This window comes from Corallococcus interemptor, assembly GCF_003668875.1.
Lineage (GTDB): Bacteria > Myxococcota > Myxococcia > Myxococcales > Myxococcaceae > Corallococcus > Corallococcus interemptor.
On sequence record NZ_RAWM01000003.1, the window covers coordinates 63,667 to 83,422 of the forward strand.

General features: G+C 72.5%; 12 protein-coding genes. 7 read left to right on the forward strand and 5 right to left on the reverse strand.

Annotation, left to right across the window (positions count from 1 at the left end):
- Window positions 1-2: 2 nt before the first annotated feature.
- Complete coding sequence (locus tag D7X96_RS01895; RefSeq protein ID WP_121723373.1) at window positions 3-1,178, reverse strand: alanine racemase; 1,176 nt, start codon at window positions 1,176-1,178, stop codon at window positions 3-5.
- A 390-nt stretch (window positions 1,179-1,568) separates the two neighbouring features.
- Here D7X96_RS01895 and D7X96_RS01900 point away from each other — a divergent pair, with 390 nt between their 5' ends.
- Window positions 1,569-2,696: a helix-turn-helix transcriptional regulator gene (locus D7X96_RS01900; protein WP_167510786.1), complete on the forward strand. Its 1,128-nt coding sequence runs from the start codon at window positions 1,569-1,571 to the stop codon at window positions 2,694-2,696.
- A gap of 42 nt (window positions 2,697-2,738) precedes the next feature.
- Window positions 2,739-3,887 carry a metallophosphoesterase gene (locus tag D7X96_RS01905; RefSeq protein ID WP_121768821.1) on the forward strand — a complete coding sequence of 383 codons (1,149 nt, stop codon included), beginning with the start codon at window positions 2,739-2,741 and terminating at the stop codon, window positions 3,885-3,887.
- Between the two features lie 19 nt (window positions 3,888-3,906).
- On the opposite strand, the gene D7X96_RS01910 is transcribed toward D7X96_RS01905, so the two are convergent.
- Entirely contained in the window at window positions 3,907-5,286 is a 1,380-nt protein-coding gene (locus D7X96_RS01910; RefSeq protein ID WP_121723370.1) for a thioredoxin family protein, read from the reverse strand.
- A 110-nt stretch (window positions 5,287-5,396) separates the two neighbouring features.
- On the opposite strand from D7X96_RS01910, the gene D7X96_RS01915 reads away from it, so the two are divergent.
- From D7X96_RS01915 to traB, 4 genes are all read left to right on the forward strand, one after another.
- Window positions 5,397-7,136 (forward strand): GTPase, encoded by a 1,740-nt coding sequence (locus D7X96_RS01915; protein ID WP_121723369.1) that lies wholly within the window; start codon window positions 5,397-5,399, stop codon window positions 7,134-7,136.
- Between the two features lie 86 nt (window positions 7,137-7,222).
- Window positions 7,223-8,287: a hypothetical protein gene (locus D7X96_RS01920; RefSeq protein ID WP_120547563.1), complete on the forward strand. Its 1,065-nt coding sequence runs from the start codon at window positions 7,223-7,225 to the stop codon at window positions 8,285-8,287.
- A gap of 138 nt (window positions 8,288-8,425) precedes the next feature.
- Window positions 8,426-10,483: an outer membrane exchange protein TraA gene (gene traA / locus D7X96_RS01925; protein ID WP_121768847.1), complete on the forward strand. Its 2,058-nt coding sequence runs from the start codon at window positions 8,426-8,428 to the stop codon at window positions 10,481-10,483.
- On the forward strand, window positions 10,480-12,096 hold the full coding sequence (gene traB / locus D7X96_RS01930) for an outer membrane exchange protein TraB (protein WP_121768822.1): 1,617 nt from the start codon (window positions 10,480-10,482) through the stop codon (window positions 12,094-12,096). The genes traA and traB overlap by 4 nt, the downstream gene beginning before the upstream one ends.
- Window positions 12,097-12,103: 7 nt before the next feature.
- Here the strand turns inward: traB and D7X96_RS01935 are convergent, their stop codons facing one another.
- The 3 genes from D7X96_RS01935 to D7X96_RS01945 all read right to left on the reverse strand — a co-directional run bounded on the left by D7X96_RS01935 (window position 12,104) and on the right by D7X96_RS01945 (window position 18,960).
- Window positions 12,104-12,943: an Ig-like domain-containing protein gene (locus D7X96_RS01935; protein ID WP_121768848.1), complete on the reverse strand. Its 840-nt coding sequence runs from the start codon at window positions 12,941-12,943 to the stop codon at window positions 12,104-12,106.
- 128 nt (window positions 12,944-13,071) lie between these two features.
- On the reverse strand, window positions 13,072-17,052 hold the full coding sequence (locus D7X96_RS01940) for a protein kinase domain-containing protein (RefSeq protein WP_244219414.1): 3,981 nt from the start codon (window positions 17,050-17,052) through the stop codon (window positions 13,072-13,074).
- Window positions 17,053-17,076: 24 nt separating this feature from the next.
- Window positions 17,077-18,960, reverse strand: coding sequence for a lipase maturation factor family protein (locus D7X96_RS01945; RefSeq protein ID WP_121725538.1), 1,884 nt, complete (start codon window positions 18,958-18,960; stop codon window positions 17,077-17,079).
- 138 nt (window positions 18,961-19,098) lie between these two features.
- Between D7X96_RS01945 and D7X96_RS01950 the strand changes: the two genes are divergently transcribed.
- Window positions 19,099-19,752 carry an MBL fold metallo-hydrolase gene (locus tag D7X96_RS01950; protein WP_244219415.1) on the forward strand — a complete coding sequence of 218 codons (654 nt, stop codon included), beginning with the start codon at window positions 19,099-19,101 and terminating at the stop codon, window positions 19,750-19,752.
- Window positions 19,753-19,756 lie beyond the last annotated feature (4 nt).

Sequence of the window (19,756 nt, forward strand, 5' to 3'; positions counted from 1 at the left end):
CGTCACCCCCATTCACCCCGGTAGGTCGGGACCTCTTCCACGACGCGTCCTTCGGAGATGAGCAGCAGCGTGCGGAAGTGCTCGCACACCTCGCCCGCCTTCGCGTGGCGGAAGAACACCGGCGCGCCCAGGGGCAGCGGCACCGGGCCCGCGTACGCGATGGGCGTCTGCACCTCGCCCGCGCCCTCCAGCGGGAGCAGCCTCGCGCCCTCGGGCAGGTAGGGCACCGGCAGCTTGTCCACCCCCGCCGAGCCGGAGGCCACGTAGCCCCCGCCCTGCAGCGTGAAGAGGCCCGGGCCGGGGCGCCGCGTGACGGGGATGGCGAAGGCCACCGCGGGCTGATGGTGGAAGCCGCGATAGCCGTCGAAGAGCGCCGGGGAGTACAGGCCGCTGCCCGCGGTGAGCTCGGTGACGCTCGAGTCCTCGCGCGTGGACTCCAGGCTGCCCGTGCCTCCGCCGTTCACGAAGCGCGGCGTGAAGCCCGCCTCCTTCAGCGCCGCCACCACCGCCTGCCTGCGCGCGTGCACGCGGCCCACCGAGCCCCGCTTGAGCGCGCGGATGACCACGTTCTTCGGCCCCGCGTGCGGCGCCGCGTCCGGCACGCCCGCGAGCTGCGCCTCGTAGCCCATGACGCCCGCGAGGAACACGGCGTCGCCCTCCGCCGTGATGCTCCTGGCCACCGCCAGCGCGGCCTCCGGCGAGCGCACCGGCGAGCGGTGCACCCCGAAGCGCAGGCCCGGCAGGTCCACCGACAGGTCCACGTCCAGGCACAGCGGCGCTCGCGTCCCGTGCAGACGCGCCGCGCGCGCGGCGAGCGCCACGTGCTCCGCCGAATCGACCATCAGCGTCACGGGCGCTGGCGGCCGGCACAGCTCCGCCAGGGCCTCGGCATCCACGACCGGGTACCCCATGAGCAGGTCGCTAAAGCCGCGCTCCCGCAGGCGCACGGCCTCGTCGGCGCTGAAGCACATGAGGCCCTGGAAGCCGGGATGCCCTTCGAGCACCCGCCGCAGGAGCGCCACGCAGCGCACCGACTTCGTGGCCACCCGCACCGGCCTCCCTCCTGCGCGCCGCAGCAGCGCGGCCGCGTTTTCGCCCAGGAGGTCCAGGTCCGCGAAGGCCAGGGGCAGCCTCCGTCCCTCCAACGCCCGGGCGTAGTAGGCGTAATCACGCGGCATGTCAGGGCCTCCGGACGCTTTCACGACGGGAGCGCTCATCATCGCCGCGCTCCGGCATGTCCGGGGCCCGGTGGTACCCATCACGTGGGGTGGTGGACAAGTGAGGGGAAGGCGCCGGAAAAGGGGCAGCGCGCCGGACATTCCTGGGGGAACGCCCGGCGCGCGCGCACACGGATGCTTCGACTCCTGGGTCGGCCCACCCCCCCGGAAGGGCACGGAACGCCATGGTGCCGTCAGCCGAAAGTCATTTCTATTGAGGAAATCACGCGAGTCTTAAACGACTCGGGGGAGCCGGAATCACTTCCCACCTGGACAGGCGGAGGAAGCACTGATTCCACTCCCGACCTCCCAAGTCTTCCAATTGCCCCCAACGGCTATAGTAAGCAAATCGTGATTGATTTGATTTCCGAGGACCAACGCCTCTTGCAGGAGCTGGAGGGCCTGCTGGAGGGGTTGGAGCCCGGCTCCGAGGCCCTGCCGACGGTCCTCGCCGCGCTCCGAGGCGCTTTGCGCGCGGAGCGGACGGCGGCCTACGGCGTGGACGTGGGCCCGGACCGCTATCACACGGCGTTCGTGCACGGCGTGGGCTTCCCCCAGCCGCCCTCCGTCCTGACGGAGCTGTTCGACGCGGCGCTGCCACCGGCGGGGAGCCGCTTCGGCTACTTCGACCCCGCGCGTCCGCCGCTGGCCCAGCGCAACCGGGCCATGCGCTTCTCGCCCCTGGGCATCTCCGAGCCGCTCCGGGCCCTGCCCATCACGGGCGAGGGCGAAGGGCCGCTGTGGGAGCGGCTGGGGTTGACCGAGGCGGAGTGGGAGCACGCGCGGACGCAGCTGGCCGGGTACGCGTCCAATCTCTACCGGCAGCTGGGATTGGAGCACCTGGCGCAGCTGCGGGTGCTGGTGTGCGAAGGCGACATGATGCTGGGCTGGGTGGGCGCCTTCCGGGCCGAGCCCTTCACGGAGCGGGAGCAGCGGCTGCTCCAGGCGCTGACGCCCGCCATCCAGCGGCGGATGGCCATGGACCGGCGGCTGCGCGAGGCGGGCCTCCTGGGTCCGGCGCTGGGCGCGGCGCTGGAGGTGCTGGGGCGGCCCGCGTGGGTCGTGACGTTCAGCGGCCGGGTGATGCACGCGAACAAGGCGGGGCAGGCGCGGTGGGAGCAGGACTCCGGGGCGCTGGCGGCGCAGGTGCGCGCGTGTCTGCGCAGCCCCCCGGGCACGGGGCCGCTGTTCTCCTCCGGGCCGCTGCGCACGCAGGGGCTGCCGGACCACTACCTGGTGCTGGACCCCGGCCCGCCGATGGAGCCGACGTCGCGGCTGCCGGTGCTGACACAGCGCTGGGGGCTCACCGCGCGCGAGGCGCAGGTGCTGGAGCACGTGGTGCAGGGAGAGACGAACAAGGCCATCGCCCTGCACCTGGGCTGCGCCGAGCGCACGGTGGAGGTGCACGTCACGCACCTGCTGAACAAGGCCCAGGTGGAGAGCCGCTCCGCGCTCATCTCGCGCTTCTTCCAGTCCTGACGCGCCGGTGGGCAGTGCCCGGGGCGTGACTAGGATGGAGGAATGGATGATGCGCTCTTGAGGAAGGCGCTGGCTCGCGCGGACGCGGCGGTGGCGAAGGGGCCCCACGCGGTACCGGCGGATGGCCAGCGCCGCACGCTGCACGTGGCGATGGGGGACCCGCAGGCGGACTTCGACCGGGTGCTGTCCATCCTCTCGCTGCACGGGCTGCTGGACGAAGAGGGAGGGCTGCGGCCGGACGTGTGCCTGGTGTCCGTGGGCGACCACTTCGACTGGGGACCCGCGGCGGACCGGGAGCGCGTGGCGTCGAGCGCGCTCCGGCTGGTGGCGTGGCTCGCGTCGCATCCGGCGGACCAGGCGGTGATGCTGCTGGGCAACCACGACCTGGGGCGCGTGGGGGAGCTGGCGGACTTCACGGATGTGACGTTCCGCGCCGCCCAGGTGGAGGCGGACCGGGTCTACGCGGGGGACGACACGGACGCGGAGAAGGAGCGGGCCTTCCTCCAGCGCTGGCCCGGGTTGCCGAGCGCGGAGCTGGCGGCGCGGGACTTCAGCACCTGGACCGGGGAGCAGCGCGCGTGGGTGGAGCACCTGCTGCGAGTACGGCGCTTCCGCGTGGCGCACGCGGCCGGGGATTCGCTGCTGGTGCTGCACGCGGGCGTCACGCGCGAGGACCTGGGGGTCGTGGGGCTGGAGCCTGGAAGGTGGGCGGATGCGCGCGCGGTGGCGGAGGCGCTCAACGGCGTGATGGACCGGGCGGTGGCGGCGTGGAAGAGCGGACCGCTCGTGCTGCCGGGGCTGCACCATCCGGGCAATGCGAAGGATGGCGAGGGCGTGGGCATCTTCTACCAGCGGCCCAGCCTGGCCTCCGAGGACGCGGAGCGCGTGCGGGGAACGCCCCGGCGCAGGTTCGATCCCCGGCGGTTGCCGCTGGGGTTGAGCCAGGTGGTGGGCCACACGCGGGACAAGCGGGTGCGTGAGCTGGTGTCACCCGGTCCCGTGCGCGACGGAGTGCTGCGCCACCTGGTGACGGACGGGACGCGCGTGGACTACGCGCACGGCCCGCCGCCAACGACAGGTCCGGGCGAGGCGGTGATGGTGTTCACCGACGGCGCCATGCGCGAGGGCCGCGCGGAGGACTTCCAGCTGTTCGACCTGGACGCCCGTCGCGCGGTGCCGCTGGCTCCGTGAACCTTCGCAAGTACGGGTGCTACGGCGCGGCGCCCGGGACAGCAGCCGGCGACTTGAGGCCAGCGAGCTTCTTCTCCAGCGACTCCACCTGACGCGGAGACACCTGCGCGGCGGGCAGCGTCTTCGCGAAGGTCAGCGCCTCCTCCAGCGTCTTCACCGCGCCCGCGGTGTCCTTGCGCGCGACCTGGATGTCCGCGCGGCCGGAGAGCACGGACAGCCGCCGCGCGCCCTGCACCCGCGCCAGTGCCCGGTCATTCGCGGCGAGCGCGTCATCGAGCCGGCCGGACAGCCGGTACAGCGTCGCGAGCCGCGCGGGCGGGTTGTAGTCCTGCGGCAGGTCCTTCTCGCTCTGCTCCAGCGCGGGGATGGCCCGCTGCGGCTGCTCCAGCGTCATCGCCGCGAGCATGCGGTGCGAGTCGAACACGCTGCGCGCCTCCGGGTTCGGCGCCTTCGCGGCCTCGCCCTCCAGGAACGTCAGCCACTCCTGGGCCACCTGCTTCGCGCCCGCCGTGTCCTTGTCCTGCTTGCGCGCCTCCACCAGCACCTCGTACAGGCCGGAGCGGTCATCCGCCTCCATGTCGATGGCCGGCGGCGCCAGCACCTCGCGCGCCTTCGCCTCCAGCGTGTGCCGCAGGTCCGCGGCCTCGGGCGTGCCCTCCGGGATGGCCAGCGCGCAGCTGAGTCCGTTGAGCACGCTGTTGGCCTGGTTCAGCGAGCGCGGCACCTTGGGCAGCTCCGCCACCGCCTTCTGTGCGCAGGGCACGTACTGCTTCGCTCCGTACTGCGCCATCAGCAGCGACTCCAGCGCGCGGCCCCGGCGGGACCAGTCCGCGGGCGCCTCCGCGAGCGCGAGCGACAGGGACTCGGCGGCCTCCGCGGGCTTGCGCTCACCGTAGAGCGCGTCGCCCCGGGCGAGCAGCGCGTCCGCGCCGGTGGCACCGCCCTGGTAGGCGCGCTCACCGTCCTCGAAGAGGCGCTCCAGCTGCGGCACCGTCGCGCTGCCAGCGAAGCGCAGCAGGGCCTTCTCCTCGCGCGGGTCGATGATGAAGAAGGTGGGCCAGAACTCCACCGGGTACTTCTCCTGGAACACCGCGTTCTGGGTCAGGTCGGTGTTGAGCTCCAGCCACACGAAGCGGCCCGCGTGCTTCGCCAGCGCCTTGTCCGTGAAGACGTACGCGCGCATGGAGCGGCAGGTGTGGCACCACGGCGCCCAGGTGTCGACGAACAGGGGCACGCCCTTCGCCTTCGCCTCCGCGAGCGCGCGGGCGTAGTCGTCCGGGATGAAGGGCAGCGGGCCTTCGGCATGGGCTTCGGCGGACGCGGTCGCGGGCGCGTTGGCGTTCGTGGCCGTGCAGGCGATGGACCCCGACAGGAGCAGGCAGGCGAGGAAGGAGCGCATGCGGCGCACCCTAGCGCGCCTCTTCTGGGGTGTCCCCGGTGGACAGTGCGCGCACACCGCGCTGGGCACCACGCGGCCTGCGTGCTGTCCTGCGCCCGGCCCCTATGCCCATGAAGGACCCTCGCGCCCTGCGCACCGCCCTCGCGTCCGCCCTGGACGCCCTGCCCGCCTCCGAGCGCTTCCCCGACAGCGCTGACGCCGACGTCGCCCGACGCCTGGCCGAACGCCTGCGCCGCGACCTGCTGCCCCGCCTGGGCTCCGGCGACGCGCCGCTGCTCCTCGTGGCCATCGCCGGACCCAACAACGTCGGGAAGTCCACGCTCTTCAACGCGCTGGCGAAGGCATCCCTGTCCCCCGCGCGCCCCGAGGGCGGACTCACCAAGCAGTGCCTGGCCGCGGCGCACGCGGAGACATGGACGGGCGCGCTGAAGGACGTGCTCACCCAGCGCTACGACATCGTCCCGGTGGCCGACGGCACGGTGGCGCCGGTGGACGAGCCCGGGCCCGCCGGCCGGCTGTACCTGGTGCTGTCGGAGGCCGTGCCGCGCGGGCTGCTGGTGATGGACACGCCGGACTTCGACAGCGTGTACCGCGACAACCGCGAGCGGGCCGAGGCGCTGCTCGTCACGGTGGACGTGCTCGTGTTCGTGGTGAGCCGGCAGACGTACCAGAACGCGGCGCTGGTGGACTTCCTGCGCGCGGCGGTGGGCCACGGCAAGCCGTACCTGCTCGTCTACAACGAGGCCACGCGCGAGGACGTGGCGCGCGGCCACCTGGACAAGCTGGCGCAGGACGTGGGCCATCCGCCGATTGCCCGCTACCTGGCGCCGCACCAGCCGGACGTGGAGGCGGGGCTGAAGCCGCTGGCCACGGAGGCGCTGGATGGACGGCCTCCGCTCGCCGCGCTGCTGGGCCAGGCGGAGCATGCGCGCGAGTTGAAGGCGCGGGCGCTGGAGGCGTCGCTGTCGGATGCGCGCTCGGAGCTGGACGCGGTGTCACGTGCGGCGACCCGCGCGGCCCGCGAGCCGGAGCGGCTGCGGCAGCGGCTGCGGCACGACCTTCAAGGCATTGGCGCGCAGGCGGCGCTGAAGGCCGTGCCCGCGGACGTGCTGGTGGACGCGTTCCGCGATGAGCTGGATGCGCGCAGCACGTTCCACCGGTTCGTGCGGCTGCCGTTCCGGGGGCTCGCCACGGCGCTCACGTTCGTGAGCCGCAAGGTGCGTGACTCCTTCACCGGGCCCCGGCCCCAGGAGGCGCTGCCCACGCAGGCGGTGGATGAGTCACTGAAGGACGGGCTGCGCAGGCTGGTGGATGCCTTCGCTCCGGAGGTGGCCGCGTGGCGAGGAGACGCGGAGACCCGGGAGAAGCTGGCGCAGGCCTTCGGGCCCGCGATGATTGGCCGGCTGGATGCGCCGCTGGACCTGGGCTCGCTGCATGCGCACGCGGCGGACCGGGCCACGCTGTATGACTTCTGCCGCCAGCTGGTGGGCAGCGAGCTTCAGGGCGGCATGCGCGAGGAGCTGCTCCAGGCGCTCACCACGCTGGTGTACTCGGTGCCGTCCGGCGCGGCTGCGGTGGTGACGGTGGCCACCGGAGGCCTGGGCCATGACGCGGTGGTGTGGGCGGGGACGCTCCTGTCCACGCCGCTCCTGGAGCGCTTCGTGGACCTCCTGGGCGCCCAGGTGCGCGCGACGGTGACGCGCAAGTGGGCGGACGCGCACGGGGCCACGCTGGCGCAGGCGATGGAGACGCGCTTCTTCGCGGACCTGTTGTCCCACCTGGACGCCCAGGCGGAAGGGTGGCTGCGCACCGCCTCCACCCTGGAGACGGCACGGCGGGCGGCGGAGTAGGCGGCCGGTTCCCGACAGGGCCTCGCCTCCGGGAGGGAGGCGAGACTTCGTGCCTCATCGCCACCGATGCGTCATGCTGGTCCGCCATGACTGGTCCGGGCCCGGAGGCGGGTTCCCCTCTCATCCTGTCGTTCCGTCACCTGCTGACCGAGTCCGTCAGTGCGTTCCTCGACGAGGCGGACATGACGTGTCCGCAGACGGCGGATGCGCTCAGCGAGCTGCTGGTGACGCTGTCGCGCTACCGCGAGGAGGGCGCGCTGCTGTTCCCCACCGCGTTCCTGGGGGACGACCTGGGCGCGATGATGGAGCTGTTGGGCGGACACGACCCGATTCCCCTGGGCTCGGGGCCGCGCAACCGCGCCACCATCCAGCGGGCGCTCAAGCAGTGCGCGCCGCTGGGACAGGGGCGCTGGTGGGCGCTGTACCTGCTGCGCGATTCCGCGGGCCTCACCTACGGCATCTTCCGCACGGATCCGTTTCCCCTGGCGGACACGCCGCTGGAGCGCCTGCGGCACGCGCCGGACCGGGGCTCGCGCGTGGTGGGCGTGTTGCAGCTGGCGGACAACATCATCGAGCTGCGCGGAGGCGGCGGGCTGTGCCGGCACGTGTACCTGTCCGGCGCGCGCATCGACCTGGAGCCGCCCTCCGTGGTGCTGGACACGCTGGCGAGCGCGGTGACCGAGCAGGTCCTGCCCTCCAGCCGTGAGTACGCGCGGGGCTTCTTCCGGCGGGTGATGTTCGAGGTGATGCAGTCCTCGCACGGCACGCTGGTGGCGGTGCTGCCCCGGGAGCGCGCGGGTTCCGCGCTGTTCGTGGATGGCATCCTGTTGCCCCGGCCCATGGACGTGGTGTCGCTGCTGGACCGGCATCACGCGACCCAGGATGGCAGCGCGGGGTCGGCGGTGCGGGCGGCCGCGCAGCTCCTGCGCGGCATGATGGCCACCGACGGCATCACCGTGCTGCGCGCGGATGGGTGCATCCTCGGGTACAACGTCTTCGTGCGTCACCCGGAGACGCTGACCCGGCAGCCGGGCTTCTTCGGTGGAGCACGGCGGCGGACGTACGAGGTGCTGTGCGCGGCGCTGGGCAACGAACTGGCCGCGGCGTTCATCCGTTCGCAGGACGGGGATGTCGCCTGCCGGCGCGCGTGACGGTTACAGGTTTTGCGTGCTGTCCTGATTGACTGTTGCTCCGAGGGACGGAAGGTTGAGAACATCAACCTAATCTGTAAGGCTGCGCCCGTTTTGCGCACAGCTCTCCTCCCCGCCCGCGCGATTGCCGCCCTGTCCCTGCTCGCCGTGTGCCTCGCGAGCGCGCCCGCTGTGGCGCAGAAGCTGCCGGATGTGGTGGTGAACGGGCCGCCAGCTGCGCCTTCTCCCCCGGATACCGGGACAGGGCTTTGCATGGCGTCCAACCTGTGGACGCGGCCTGCGGCGGAGTATCCGCAAAGCCAGACGAACTACACCGAGAACCTGAACATCTACATGGAGGAGAACAGCGGGACGCGCATGACGTCCGTGCTGCGCTCAGCGTTCGACCTGTCGAACAACCTGAACGACGGTCGAATCCTGAGCTACGGCGACTTCGTCAGTGTGGTCTCGGGCTGCCCCCAGGGTGGCTGCCCCTTCCACTACAACGATTCGACCACGCGGTTCGTCTCCCGATTTCGCGGATACCTGAACGTCACCCCGGCCATGGTCGGGCGTGTCCTGCACTTCGGCTTCTACGCCGACGACGCCATCAGCCTCGTGCTGTTCGACAAGGCCAGCAGGCGCTACGACATCGTCATCCGGCCACCGGAACTCGGTGCAGCAACACGACGTACCACCAACTCCGTCACCTTCACTCAATCCGGGCTCTATCCCATCGAGTTGCTTTACGTGCAGATCGTGGAGCACGCGGCACTGGAGTTCGCGGTGCTTGACGGCGCGTTCGCGGACTACGACCGCCCGGCGAATCAGGTTCCAGTCGTCCCGCTCAACACTTCCGGCTTCTCACTGGTACAGCCCGCGCAGCTCTACCAAACCGAAACTGGCCGGCCTTCGTTCCCGGACAATCTGGATCAGTGTGTCCAGTGCAACCGGGCGTTCGCGAACCAGGCTGGCAATGGCAGTTGCGGTTCGTCCTACTACTGCAACTCCGCTGCGCTCTGCGCGCCGTGTGACACGAACCTCCTCTGTGGCGACACGTGCTCTCCGTGCGGCCCTACCGCGCCCATCTGCGCGCAGGTCAGCGGCCAGTTCACTTGCGTCCAGTGCACCCAGAACAGTGACTGCCAGACCGGCAAATGTGACACGACCACCAACGTGTGCACCGGCTGCGTCCGCGATACCGACTGCGGCTCCGGCATGGTCTGCGACGAGCCGAACTACAACTGCGTCCAGTGCACCGCCGACTCGGAGTGTCCTGGCAGCCAGGTGTGTGACCTCACCGCGAACACCTGTGTCGAGTGCAACGAAGACACACAATGCGACCGCGGCGAGTCGTGCTCCAACCACGTCTGCACGCCCTGCAACACCAACGACTCCTGCGCCGGCAACTCCTGCAACTGCTGCCCCAATGGCACCCAGTGCGCCGCGCCCACTCCCGGCGCCCCGCCCTCCTGCGTCGAGTGCACCACCGACAGCCAGTGCTCCAATGGCCAGCGCTGCGACACCCTGAACGGCGCCTGCGTCGACTCCGTGCCGGAGTGCAACACCTCCGACCGCTGCGGCCCCGGCTGCTCCAAGTGCCCCGGCGAGCGCCCCTACTGTCTCGACGGCGAGGTCTGCGTCCAGTGCCGCAACGACCTGGAATGCGGCGACGGCCAGACCTGCGTCAGCGGTGAGTGCGGCTCCTGCACCACCGACAAGCGCTGCGGCCCCCGCTGTGACTCCTGCGGCGGCGACACGCCCTTCTGCCTCTCCGACGGCACCGTGCAGAACAGCGTCTGCGTGGGCTGCGTCAACGACTCCGACTGCGGCAGCGGCACCTGCGACCCCACCACCCGCACCTGCTCCAACACCGGCGCCTGCGCCGTGACGTGCGCGGAAGGGCTCGTGTGCGACGGCTCCGCGTGCGTCGAGTGCTTCGCCGACGCCCACTGCCCCTGCGGCGGCACCTGCGACCTCAACACCAACACCTGCCTCGAAACGTGCGCCGACAGCGGCGACTGCCTGGGCGTGGAGTTCTGCTCCGCCGAAACCCAGCAGTGCGAACGCGGCCGCCGCAAGCCCGGCACCGAGCCCCAGGGCGGGGCCTTCTGCTGCGGCACCACCGCCGAGGACACCCCCACCGGCAGCACCGCCATGCTGGTCACCCTCGCGCTGGGCTTCCTCCTTCTGCGCTCCGCCCGCCGCGTCCGATGAAGCCCTCCCGCACGCCGCCGCTCCTCCCGCTGCTGCTGGCCCTCGCGCTGTCCACCGCCGCCCACGCCGCGCCGGATCCGCGCTTCAACATCCAGGTCTTCCGCCCCTCCGGCGCGCCGCAGGACCTGGTGATGGTCACCCAGTCCCGGCCCCTGTCCCACCTGTCCGTCTCCGCCGGGCCCTACTTCAGCTACTCCATCAACCCGCTCTCGCTCGTCCCCAAGGACGGCGACCTGGGCTCCATCAGCCTCGTGGGCAACCGGCTCCAGCTGGACGTCATGGCCACCGTCGGCCTCTTCGACTGGTTCGAAGTCGGCGTGGACATGCCGCTCGTGCTGCTGCAGGGCGGACAGAACCTGGAGGTCATCGGCACCGAAGGGCCCGTGGAGAGCTTCGCGCTGGGCGACCTGCGCCTCATGGGCAAGGTGGCCATCCCCGGCCTGCGCCGCTCCGCGGAAGGGCACGGCTGGGGCGCATCACTCACGCTCAACGTCAGCTTCCCCACCGGCGTGCAGGAGGCCTTCGCGGGCGACGGTGAGCTCACCTGGGCCCCGGGCCTGGTGCTCGATTACCGCTTCGAGTCCGGCATCCTCCTCGCCTTCAACGGCGGCTTCTGGAAGCGGCCGGACGTCATCTTCAGCGGCGTGCAGCTGGGGGACATGGCGCCGTTCGGCCTGGGCACGGAGGTGCCCCTCTTGCGAGGCAGCGGCATCACCGCGCTCGGCATGGTGAACGGCGCGGTCGGTCTCAAGAAGGCTCCGGGCCAGGAGCGGCAGATTCCCGCGGAGCTGCTCATCGGCCTGCGCTGGTACAGCTCGCTGGGCGTGACGTTCACGTTCGGCGGCGGCCTGGGCTGCGGCTGCTCGCTGGCGTCGCCGAACCTGAGCTTCTTCACGTCCATCCTCTGGGTGCCCGCCAAGACGCGCGAGTGGGAGGCCATCGAGCGCTTCAAGGAGCCGCCCCCGCCGCCCCCGCCGCCCGTGGACCCGGACAACGACGGCGTCATTGGCGAGCGCGACCGCTGCCCCAACGTCGAGGGCCCGGTGGAGAACGCCGGCTGTCCGGACACCGACGCGGACTCCGACGGCGTGGTGGACCGCATCGACAAGTGCCCGGACGTCCCGCAGGGCAAGCGCGGCCGCGACGGCTGCCCGCTCGCGCGCACGTCGGGGAACAAGATCGTCATCCTGGAGCAGGTGAACTTCGCCACCGACCAGGACGTCATCCTCTCCGAGTCCTACCCCGTGCTGGAGGAGGTCGCGCGGGTGATGGAAGAGAACCCGCGGATGGACCGCATCCTCATCGAGGGCCACACCGACTCGCGCGCCAGCGACCAGTACAACCTGGAGCTGTCCAAGCGCCGCGCGGCCAGCGTGAAGCGCTTCCTCATCGAGAGCGGCGTCGCCGCGGAGCGCGTGTGCTCGCAGGGCTTCGGGCGCAGCATGCCCGTGGCCGACAACGCGACGGAGGAAGGCATGGCCCTCAACCGCCGCGTCGAGTTCACCATCCAGCCGCCGAGCGACGGGCCCCGCCCGCCCTGCCCGGATGACGTGGAGGCCGCGTCCAGGAAGAAGGGCGGCAAGAAGCCCGCGCCGCCCGCGAAGAAGCCGTAGGCGGGCCCTACTCGACGATGAAGTCCGCGGCCGTGCGGCGGCGGCCGGCCACCACCGACACCACCGCGCGGCCCCTGCCCACGGCCGTCACGCGGCCCTCGGGGGACACCGTCACCACGGCGCTGTTGGAGCTGAACCACTCCAGCGGCACCTTCTCCAGCGCCACGCCGTTGCGGTTGTACGCGCGCGCCTGGACCATCACCGACTGGCCCTTCTTCTTGAAGGTGTACGAGGTGAGGTTCAGCCCCAGGCGCACGAAGTCCGGCGGCACCACCTGCACGGCGATGGCGCGGTGCAGGTGCCCCAGCGTCGCGGTGACGGTGGCCACGCCGGCCGTCACGGCGATGAGTTCACCGTTCTCCACGCGCGCCACGGCCTCGTTGTTGGAGCGGAAGTCGGGCGTCGCGTCGGGGATGACGTGGCCCGCTTCATTGCGCGCCACCACGCGCAGCTTGATGGTGCGCCCCACCTCCACGAAGTCCGCGCCCGGCGCGCGCACGTCCAGCGACGCGAGGATGGTCAGGTCCAACGGCAGCGCCGCCTTCGCCCGTCCGCCCTGCACGCCGATGATTGTCTTTCCGGACTTGCGCGCCACCACCGTGCCGTCCTCCAGCACGGAGGCCACCTCCGGCGCGGAGCTGGTCCAGCGCAGGCGCGTGTCCATCATCTTGCGCCCGTCCGCGTCCAGCACGGTGTAGTTGAGCGGCAGGTTCTGCCCCTGCGTGCGCAGGTAGCGCTGCTCGGGCTGTTCCAGGGTGATGGTCGTGGGCGACGGTCCACACGCACCGAGGACGCCCAGCGCGAGGAAACCCAAAAGGGAAAAGGAAGCGGGACGTGACGTCTTCACGAAGGCAGGCACGGGTCGGTGGGGGAGGGGCCGAGTCTACCGGTGGACCACGCGGCGGGCGTGAAAACCGCGCGTGTCCGCGCTGAAGTCCGCGCGCCTGCACGCCTGCTGACGGATACCCGGCACTTTCAGCGGCGCGGGGCCCGGGCCTCCATCGCCCCCAGCACCTGCGCGGCCAGGGCCTCGCCCTCCCGCCAGCCCGCCACCCGGGCGCGCTCCCTCGCCTGCTCCAGCCGCTCCCGCGCCTCCGGCGCCCGGCCACCCGCCACCAGCAGGCGCCCGGCGTTGTAGTGGATGCGCGCCACCTCCTGGGCATCTCCCCCCTGCTCGGCCAGGGCGAGCGCGCGCTCCAGGTCCGACAGCGCCTGGGCCGGCTCGCCCGCGAGGACCCGCAGGCCCGCGAGCTGCGACAGCGCCCGCGCCTGCCCCACCGCGCTGCCCACCGACCGCGCCTGCTCCGCCGCGCGCGTGAAGGCCACCCGCGCCCGGTCCTGCTGCCCCAGCCGCTGCTGCAGCCGCCCCAGCAGCAGGTAGTGCTCCCAGAAGAAGTCCGCCACCTGCGGGGTCCGGTTCCCCATGCGCTGGAAGGCCCGCGCCAGCAGCTCCACCGCCGCCGTCGTCTCGCCCTTGGCCTCGCGCACCCGCGCGAGCTCGCCGAGCACCAGCGCCTCCACCTCCGGGTCCGAGCCCGCGGGGCCCTGCGCCATGCTGAGGCGCACCTCCGCGTCGTCCACGCGCGAGAGCTTCAGCTCCGCGACGGCCAGGCGCCGCGCGGCCTCCGCCCACCGGCCGGGGGTCTGCATCACCGGCACGTTGTCCAGCCACGGCGTCACCAGCCCATCCACGGCGGCGGGGTCCACCTGCGTGAGGCACGACGCCGCGCGCGCGAGCACGTCCAGCTGCCAGCGCACCACCGCCGCCGTCGCGCCGGGCGCGCGGCCCAGGGCCCGGCGGTAGAACTCCACCGCCGCGCGCCACTCGCCTCGCGCCGCGAACCAGTCTCCCGCCCGCTCGCACGCGACCGGCGCGCCGGAGGACTCCGCGCCCAGCAGGTGGTCCGCCACGCGCACCTCGCGGGCCGGCTCCTGCGCGAACGCCACCATCTCCAGCGCCTCCGCCAGCTCCTGGTGCGCGCCGCGCAGCTGCGAGGTCGACAGGCGCTCGCGCAGCACCTGCCGCGCCTCCTCGCTCGTGAAGCGGAAGATGCCGGGCTGCGCGGGCACGGGCACCACCCACTCCGCGTCCTCCAGCACCTCCGCGCCGTCCGTGGCCGTCAGCGACGCGCGCACCAGCTCCGCGCTGAAGAGCGAGCCCTCCACCGCGGCCCGCTGGAGGAAGCGCAGCGACGCGGCGGGCAACAGCTCCAGCCGCGCGCCCAGGGCCTGTCCCAGCCTCTGCGGCAGCATCGCGGCGGACAGCGGACCATTGGACTGGAAGCCGCCCTCCGTGCGCTGCAACACCCCCACCGACACCAGCAGCCGCACCAGCGCCAGCGCATGCGCGGGATTGCCGCGCACCCGGTCCGCCACCGCCCGCTCCAGCGACGGCGACAGCGGCAGGCCCAGGCTCGCGGTGAGCAGCGCGTTCAGCTCCGACGGTGACAGCCCCTCCAGCACCGTCACCGGCAGGGACGCCAGCGCCGGGGGCACCGCGTCCACGTCGCCCGTGGCCACCAGCGCCACGCCTGGCTCCTTCGTCGCCAGCAGCCCCGCGAGCAGCTCCAGCGAAGGGCCGTCCACGCGGTGCACGTCGTCCACCAGCAGCAGCAGGCCGGACGGCTTCGCCACGCGCTGGAGCGCGTCCACCACGGCCCCGTCCCCCGCCGGCAGGTGCCCGCCCACCGGCGCGCCCCGCGCGAGCCTCCGCCACAGCGCCGCGGCCTCCGATTCGGAGAAGCCCAGGCCCGACAGCGGCGGCAGTGACGTGTCTCCACCGGTCGCGCTCCGCGACAGCGCGGCGAACACCGTGCGCCACAAGCCCAGCGCTCCCGCGGAGCGAGGGTCGCCGCCCCACGCGTACACCACGCGCGGCGAGGCGCCCGTGGACAGCTCCGACACCGCCTCCAGGAAGCGGCTGCGGCCCACGCCCGTGGGACCCACGAAGAGCCGCGCGCCACCTTCGCCCTTGCGCGCGGACTCCACCACCGCCGCCGCCTGGGTCAGCGCCTCGTCGCGCCCCACCAGCGCGTCCACGCGGGCCGACGGCGCGCCGGACTCCACCCGCCACGCGGTGCCGCCGGGCAGCTCGCGCGCCACGCCGATGCGCACCCCGCCCGCCTCCACCAGCAGCGCCTTCACCGAGGCGCCCACGAGCAGTTCCCCGGGCACCGCCGTGTCCGCCAGCGACCGAGCCCGCTCCAGCCCCAGGCCGGACAGCCGCGGCGACCCCGTCTCCGCGCTCAGGCGCACCACGCCGGACTCCAGGCCCCGGCGCACGCTCAGGCCCGCGCTGGCCAGCTCCTCCGCGCACTTCAAGGCCCGCGTCGCGTCGTCCGGTCGCGCCTGCGGCAGCCCGAAAGGCAGACACCACTGCGCGTCCGCCAGCGCCACCGCCTCCACGTGGTGGCGCGCGGACACCTGGGACACCGCCTCGCGCAGCCGGGCCGCGTGGGCCGGCTCGCCCGTGACCACCAGCAGCGTGAGCCGGCGCATCCGCGCCTGCGCGTCCATCGCACGGATCTTCACCGTGGGGCCCGGGGCCTCGTCTCCCAGGGCCGGGGGCCCGTCGTCGTCATCGTCCCCGGAGGTGGTGGCGGACGGCGGCTCGGCCAGGGCGGAGGCCAGCGGCGCGGGCACCTCCATCGTCGGGTCGGTGGGCGGCTCGTGCACGGCGCCGTCGTCGCGGCGGGCGGGCGCCTTGGCCGTGGGCGCGTCGGGGACGTCCTCGTCGCCCAGGTGCACGGGCGGCTCGCGCAGCAGGGGCATCCGCGAAGGCTGGCGCGCGGCGTCTCCGGAGACCGGCGTCCTCGACAGCTTCGGCGAGGCCTCTCCGGACGCGGGCGTGAGCGAGTTGCCGCACGCGGGGCAGAAGCGGTTGGTGGCGCTGGTGGCCTGGCCACAGCGCGGGCACGACACGTTGGAGGGCTCGCGGACCTGGGGCAGCCCGGGCTCGCCGCTGGCCGCGTCTCGCAGCCGCGCCAGCACCGTGTCCCCCACCAGCCGCGTCACCACCGCGGAGACGCTCTCTCCCGGCGCCTCCGGCACCTCATCCAGATAGGCCTGGAGCGCGCGCGCCACTTCCGAGCACCGGGCGAAGCGCTGCCCGGGCGCGCGGTGGAGCATGCGCAGGATGATCTGCTCCAACAGCGGCGACAGCCCCTCCACGAACTGCGAGGGCCGGGGCACCGCCGCCAGCGCGATGCGCCGCATGGCCTCCGCGGGGTTGTCCGTGTCGATGAACGGCCGGCGCGTGCACAGCTCCCACAGCACGACGCCGAGCGCGAACTGGTCACTGGTGCCGGAGACGGGCTCGTTGCGCACCTGCTCCGGCGACATGTAGCGCAGCTTGCCCTTGAGCACGCCCGTGCGCGTGCGGCTGGCGCGGATGGTCGCCTTGGCCACGCCGAAGTCCACCACCTTCGTCAGGCCATCCAGGCGCACCATGATGTTCTGCGGGCTGATGTCCCGGTGCACCAGCTCCAGCGACGCGCCCTGGCTGTCGCGCGCGTGGTGCGCGTGGTCCAGACCCAGCGCCGCGTCGCGGATCATCTGCGCGCAGACGCGGTGGGGCAGCGGCGTGCCGGCCCGCTGCGCCGCCTTCGCCAGGCGGCCCAGGTTCTCGCCCTCGATGTACTCCATGGCGATGTAGAACGTGCCCTGCCACGCGCCGACCTCGTACAGCGACACGACGTTCGGGTGGTTCAGGTGCGCCGCGACGCGGGCCTCGTCGAGGAACATCTCCACCGAGCCGTCATGCTCCAACAGGTCCGGCAGCAGGCTCTTGAGGATGACGGGGCGCTCGAAGCCGCTGACGCCCACCTGTCGTGCCAGGAAGATTTCCCCCATGCCCCCCACGGCCACGCGGCGCAGCACCGCGTACCTGCCGAAGATGAGGGATGACGGGGAAGCACCGGACACCATCGCCCTTGCACCGTACCCAGCGATCCCCATCCCCCGCCAGTCCCGGGCGCTGTTTCAGACGGACCAGGTCAGCCGTCCCGCCTGCTCGGACGACGCGGGCGCGAGGGTCAGCGGCGACACATAGAGCCCGCGCCGCTCCCGCTTCCACCAGGCGCCGGTGCGCTGGCGCTCCTCCCGGGACGTCATCCGGTAGTCGTGCAGCACCGCCCGGACCAGCCGGGGTGGACGCTCCGGGAAGGGGTTGGACGCGAAGAGTTCCAGCACCTCCGGCGAGCCCTCCAGCAGCCGCTCCATCAGGGCCAGGAACCACGAGGGCGGTGACCCCAGCGCGGCGAACCACATCTGCCAGTCCAGCCGGGGCTGGTGCGGGGCCACCTGGCGCGGCGGCCGGTCCACGCCCGACGTCTTGTAGCGGAACGGGTACTCCACCCAGTGCACGCCGTCGTTCGAGCCCTCCACGGTGATCTCCGGCCGGTCCACCGTCATCACCGCGAACAGACCGTAGGAGTTCACCGAGTGCAGCGGATGCACTCGGTCATCCAGCCAGTCCACTGCCCGCACCAGACGCTCCGGGCCGCGCGGCCACCACCCCATCCGGCGCAGCTGCTCCATGGTGCCCAGCGTGAGCAGCGGCACCGCCGCGGCCACCGACTGCGCCATGCCGAGCCACGACGGCCGGCGCGCGGGCCCCGCGTCACGCCACAGCGATTCCGGCAGCACGCGACGCAGGGCCGCGTCGTCCAGCAGCCACAGCCCCAGGGCCAGGGACTGCACGTTGAAGAAGCCGTAGTTGCCCGTGGCCATGATGGCCGCCTGCAACGCGGTGAAGACGCCGAAGGCGGCCTGCCGCACGCGCCGGGGGCCGAAGGCGAGGAAGGGCACCGCCGTCTCCGCCGCCAGCACCGCCGCCGTGCCCGCGTGGCGCACCTGGCGCGGAAGCTGGTGCGCGGCCCAACCGCCGCGCGTGGGCAGGGGCGCGGTCTCGAAGTACACGTCGCACGCGCTCAGCTCACGCCACGTCCGGTCCCCCGAGTGGAACTTGCTGATGCCCGACCCGAAGTAGAGCCGGAACACGAGCATCCGGAAGAGGAACACGTCCAGCGCGGACACGTCCCGCTTCCCCAGTCCGGGCCGCAGGCCATACGGCGCGGTGTGCGCGCCCAGCAATCCCATCTCCAACAGCAGCACGTCCCACTGGAACGACAGGAACTCGCGCCCCAGGGACACGTAGGACAGGTACAGCCCCCACAGCGCACTCGCGCTCAGGCGCGGCGCCACGTTGAAGAGCAGCGCCAGCGACAGGGCCTGTCCCACGCGGCAGCCCCGCACCAGCGCCGCGTCCGACGCGTCCTTCCAGAACACGCTGGGACGGCGCCGGCGGCCCTGCGCGGCATAGCGCTCGGACTGGGCCACGTCACGGATGGGACGGATGCCCTTCTCCCCGTAGAGCCCCAGCACCTGCTTGCCCAGCGACGTGAAGGCGATGAGGAACGTGCCGCCCAACAGCCGCAGGAAGGCCCAGCGCACCAGCCGGTGCTCCGCGGGCTCCGTCACGCGGCCGAACAACCACCGGTCCCACCGCGATGCGCGCCGGCGGTTGTGCGCGATGACTGAATAGACAGCCCCCGCCACCTGCCGGACACCGGGCGCCAATCCCAACCGCGCGGCGAGCCGCGTGCTCCAGCGGGGCGACCAGGCGAGCATGCGGAAGACGGCCTCCGCGCCGGACGAGCGGCGCCCCGACGGCTCCACCAGCTGCATCGCCCGCCGCATGTCCTTCTTCGGAATCCCAAGCAGCCTGAGCAGCCAGCCGCTCCCGCGCGCGAAGCGCACCCGGCCGCCGGTGTCCTGGCTCCAGCGCGCCACCCAGCGCTTGCAGAAGCCGCAGTCCCCATCGAACAGCACGAGCGGTCGCATCTCGCGGGTCATCGCGCGCATCACGTCTCTCCTTCGTCCGACGACAAAGGTGCGCGCGGCGGGCGGGATGCGAAGGGGGCGGCGGGGCCCGCCAAAGGGGCAGGCGGCCGGCGGAGCGTGCCCCCTTGTATCCCGGGACAGGTGCCTAGCTTTGTCCGCATGAGCGAGCCCAAGGCCCAGGCGAAGAAGACGGATGAAATCGTCCCCGGCGTGCACCACTGGACCGTCGCCGACGACCGGCTCGGCGGCATCCGCAGCGACGCCTACGCGGTGGTGGATGAGGACGGCACCGTCACCCTCATCGACCCACTGCCCATCGACGAAAAGCTCCTGCGCAAGCTGGGCGACATCAACGCCATCGTGCTCACCGCGGGCAACCACCAGCGCTCCGCGTGGCGCATGCGCAAGCTGTTCGGCGTGCCCGTCTGGGCCCCGGAGGGCGCGCAGGGCCTGGAGGAGAAGCCGGACTTCGAATACGTGAACGGCTCCACGCTGCCGGGCGGCCTCAACACCTTCCAGACACCGGGGCCCACGGAGGCCATGTACACGCTGTGGCTGCAGAAGAGCCCGCACGCCGTGGTGTTCATCTCCGACCTGCTGTCACACGAGGCCCGGCGCACGCCCACCTTCGTGCCCGGCGAATATCAGGACGAACCGCTGCGCACGCGCACCAGCATCCAGCGCATCCTGGACCACCTGCCCATCCAGACCGTCTGCTTCGCGCACGGCGCGCCCATTCTCAAGGACGGCGCCAGCGCCCTGCGCAAGGCGCTGGAACAGGACGACGAGTTCCCGCACGCGCCCGCGCCCTGAGCCT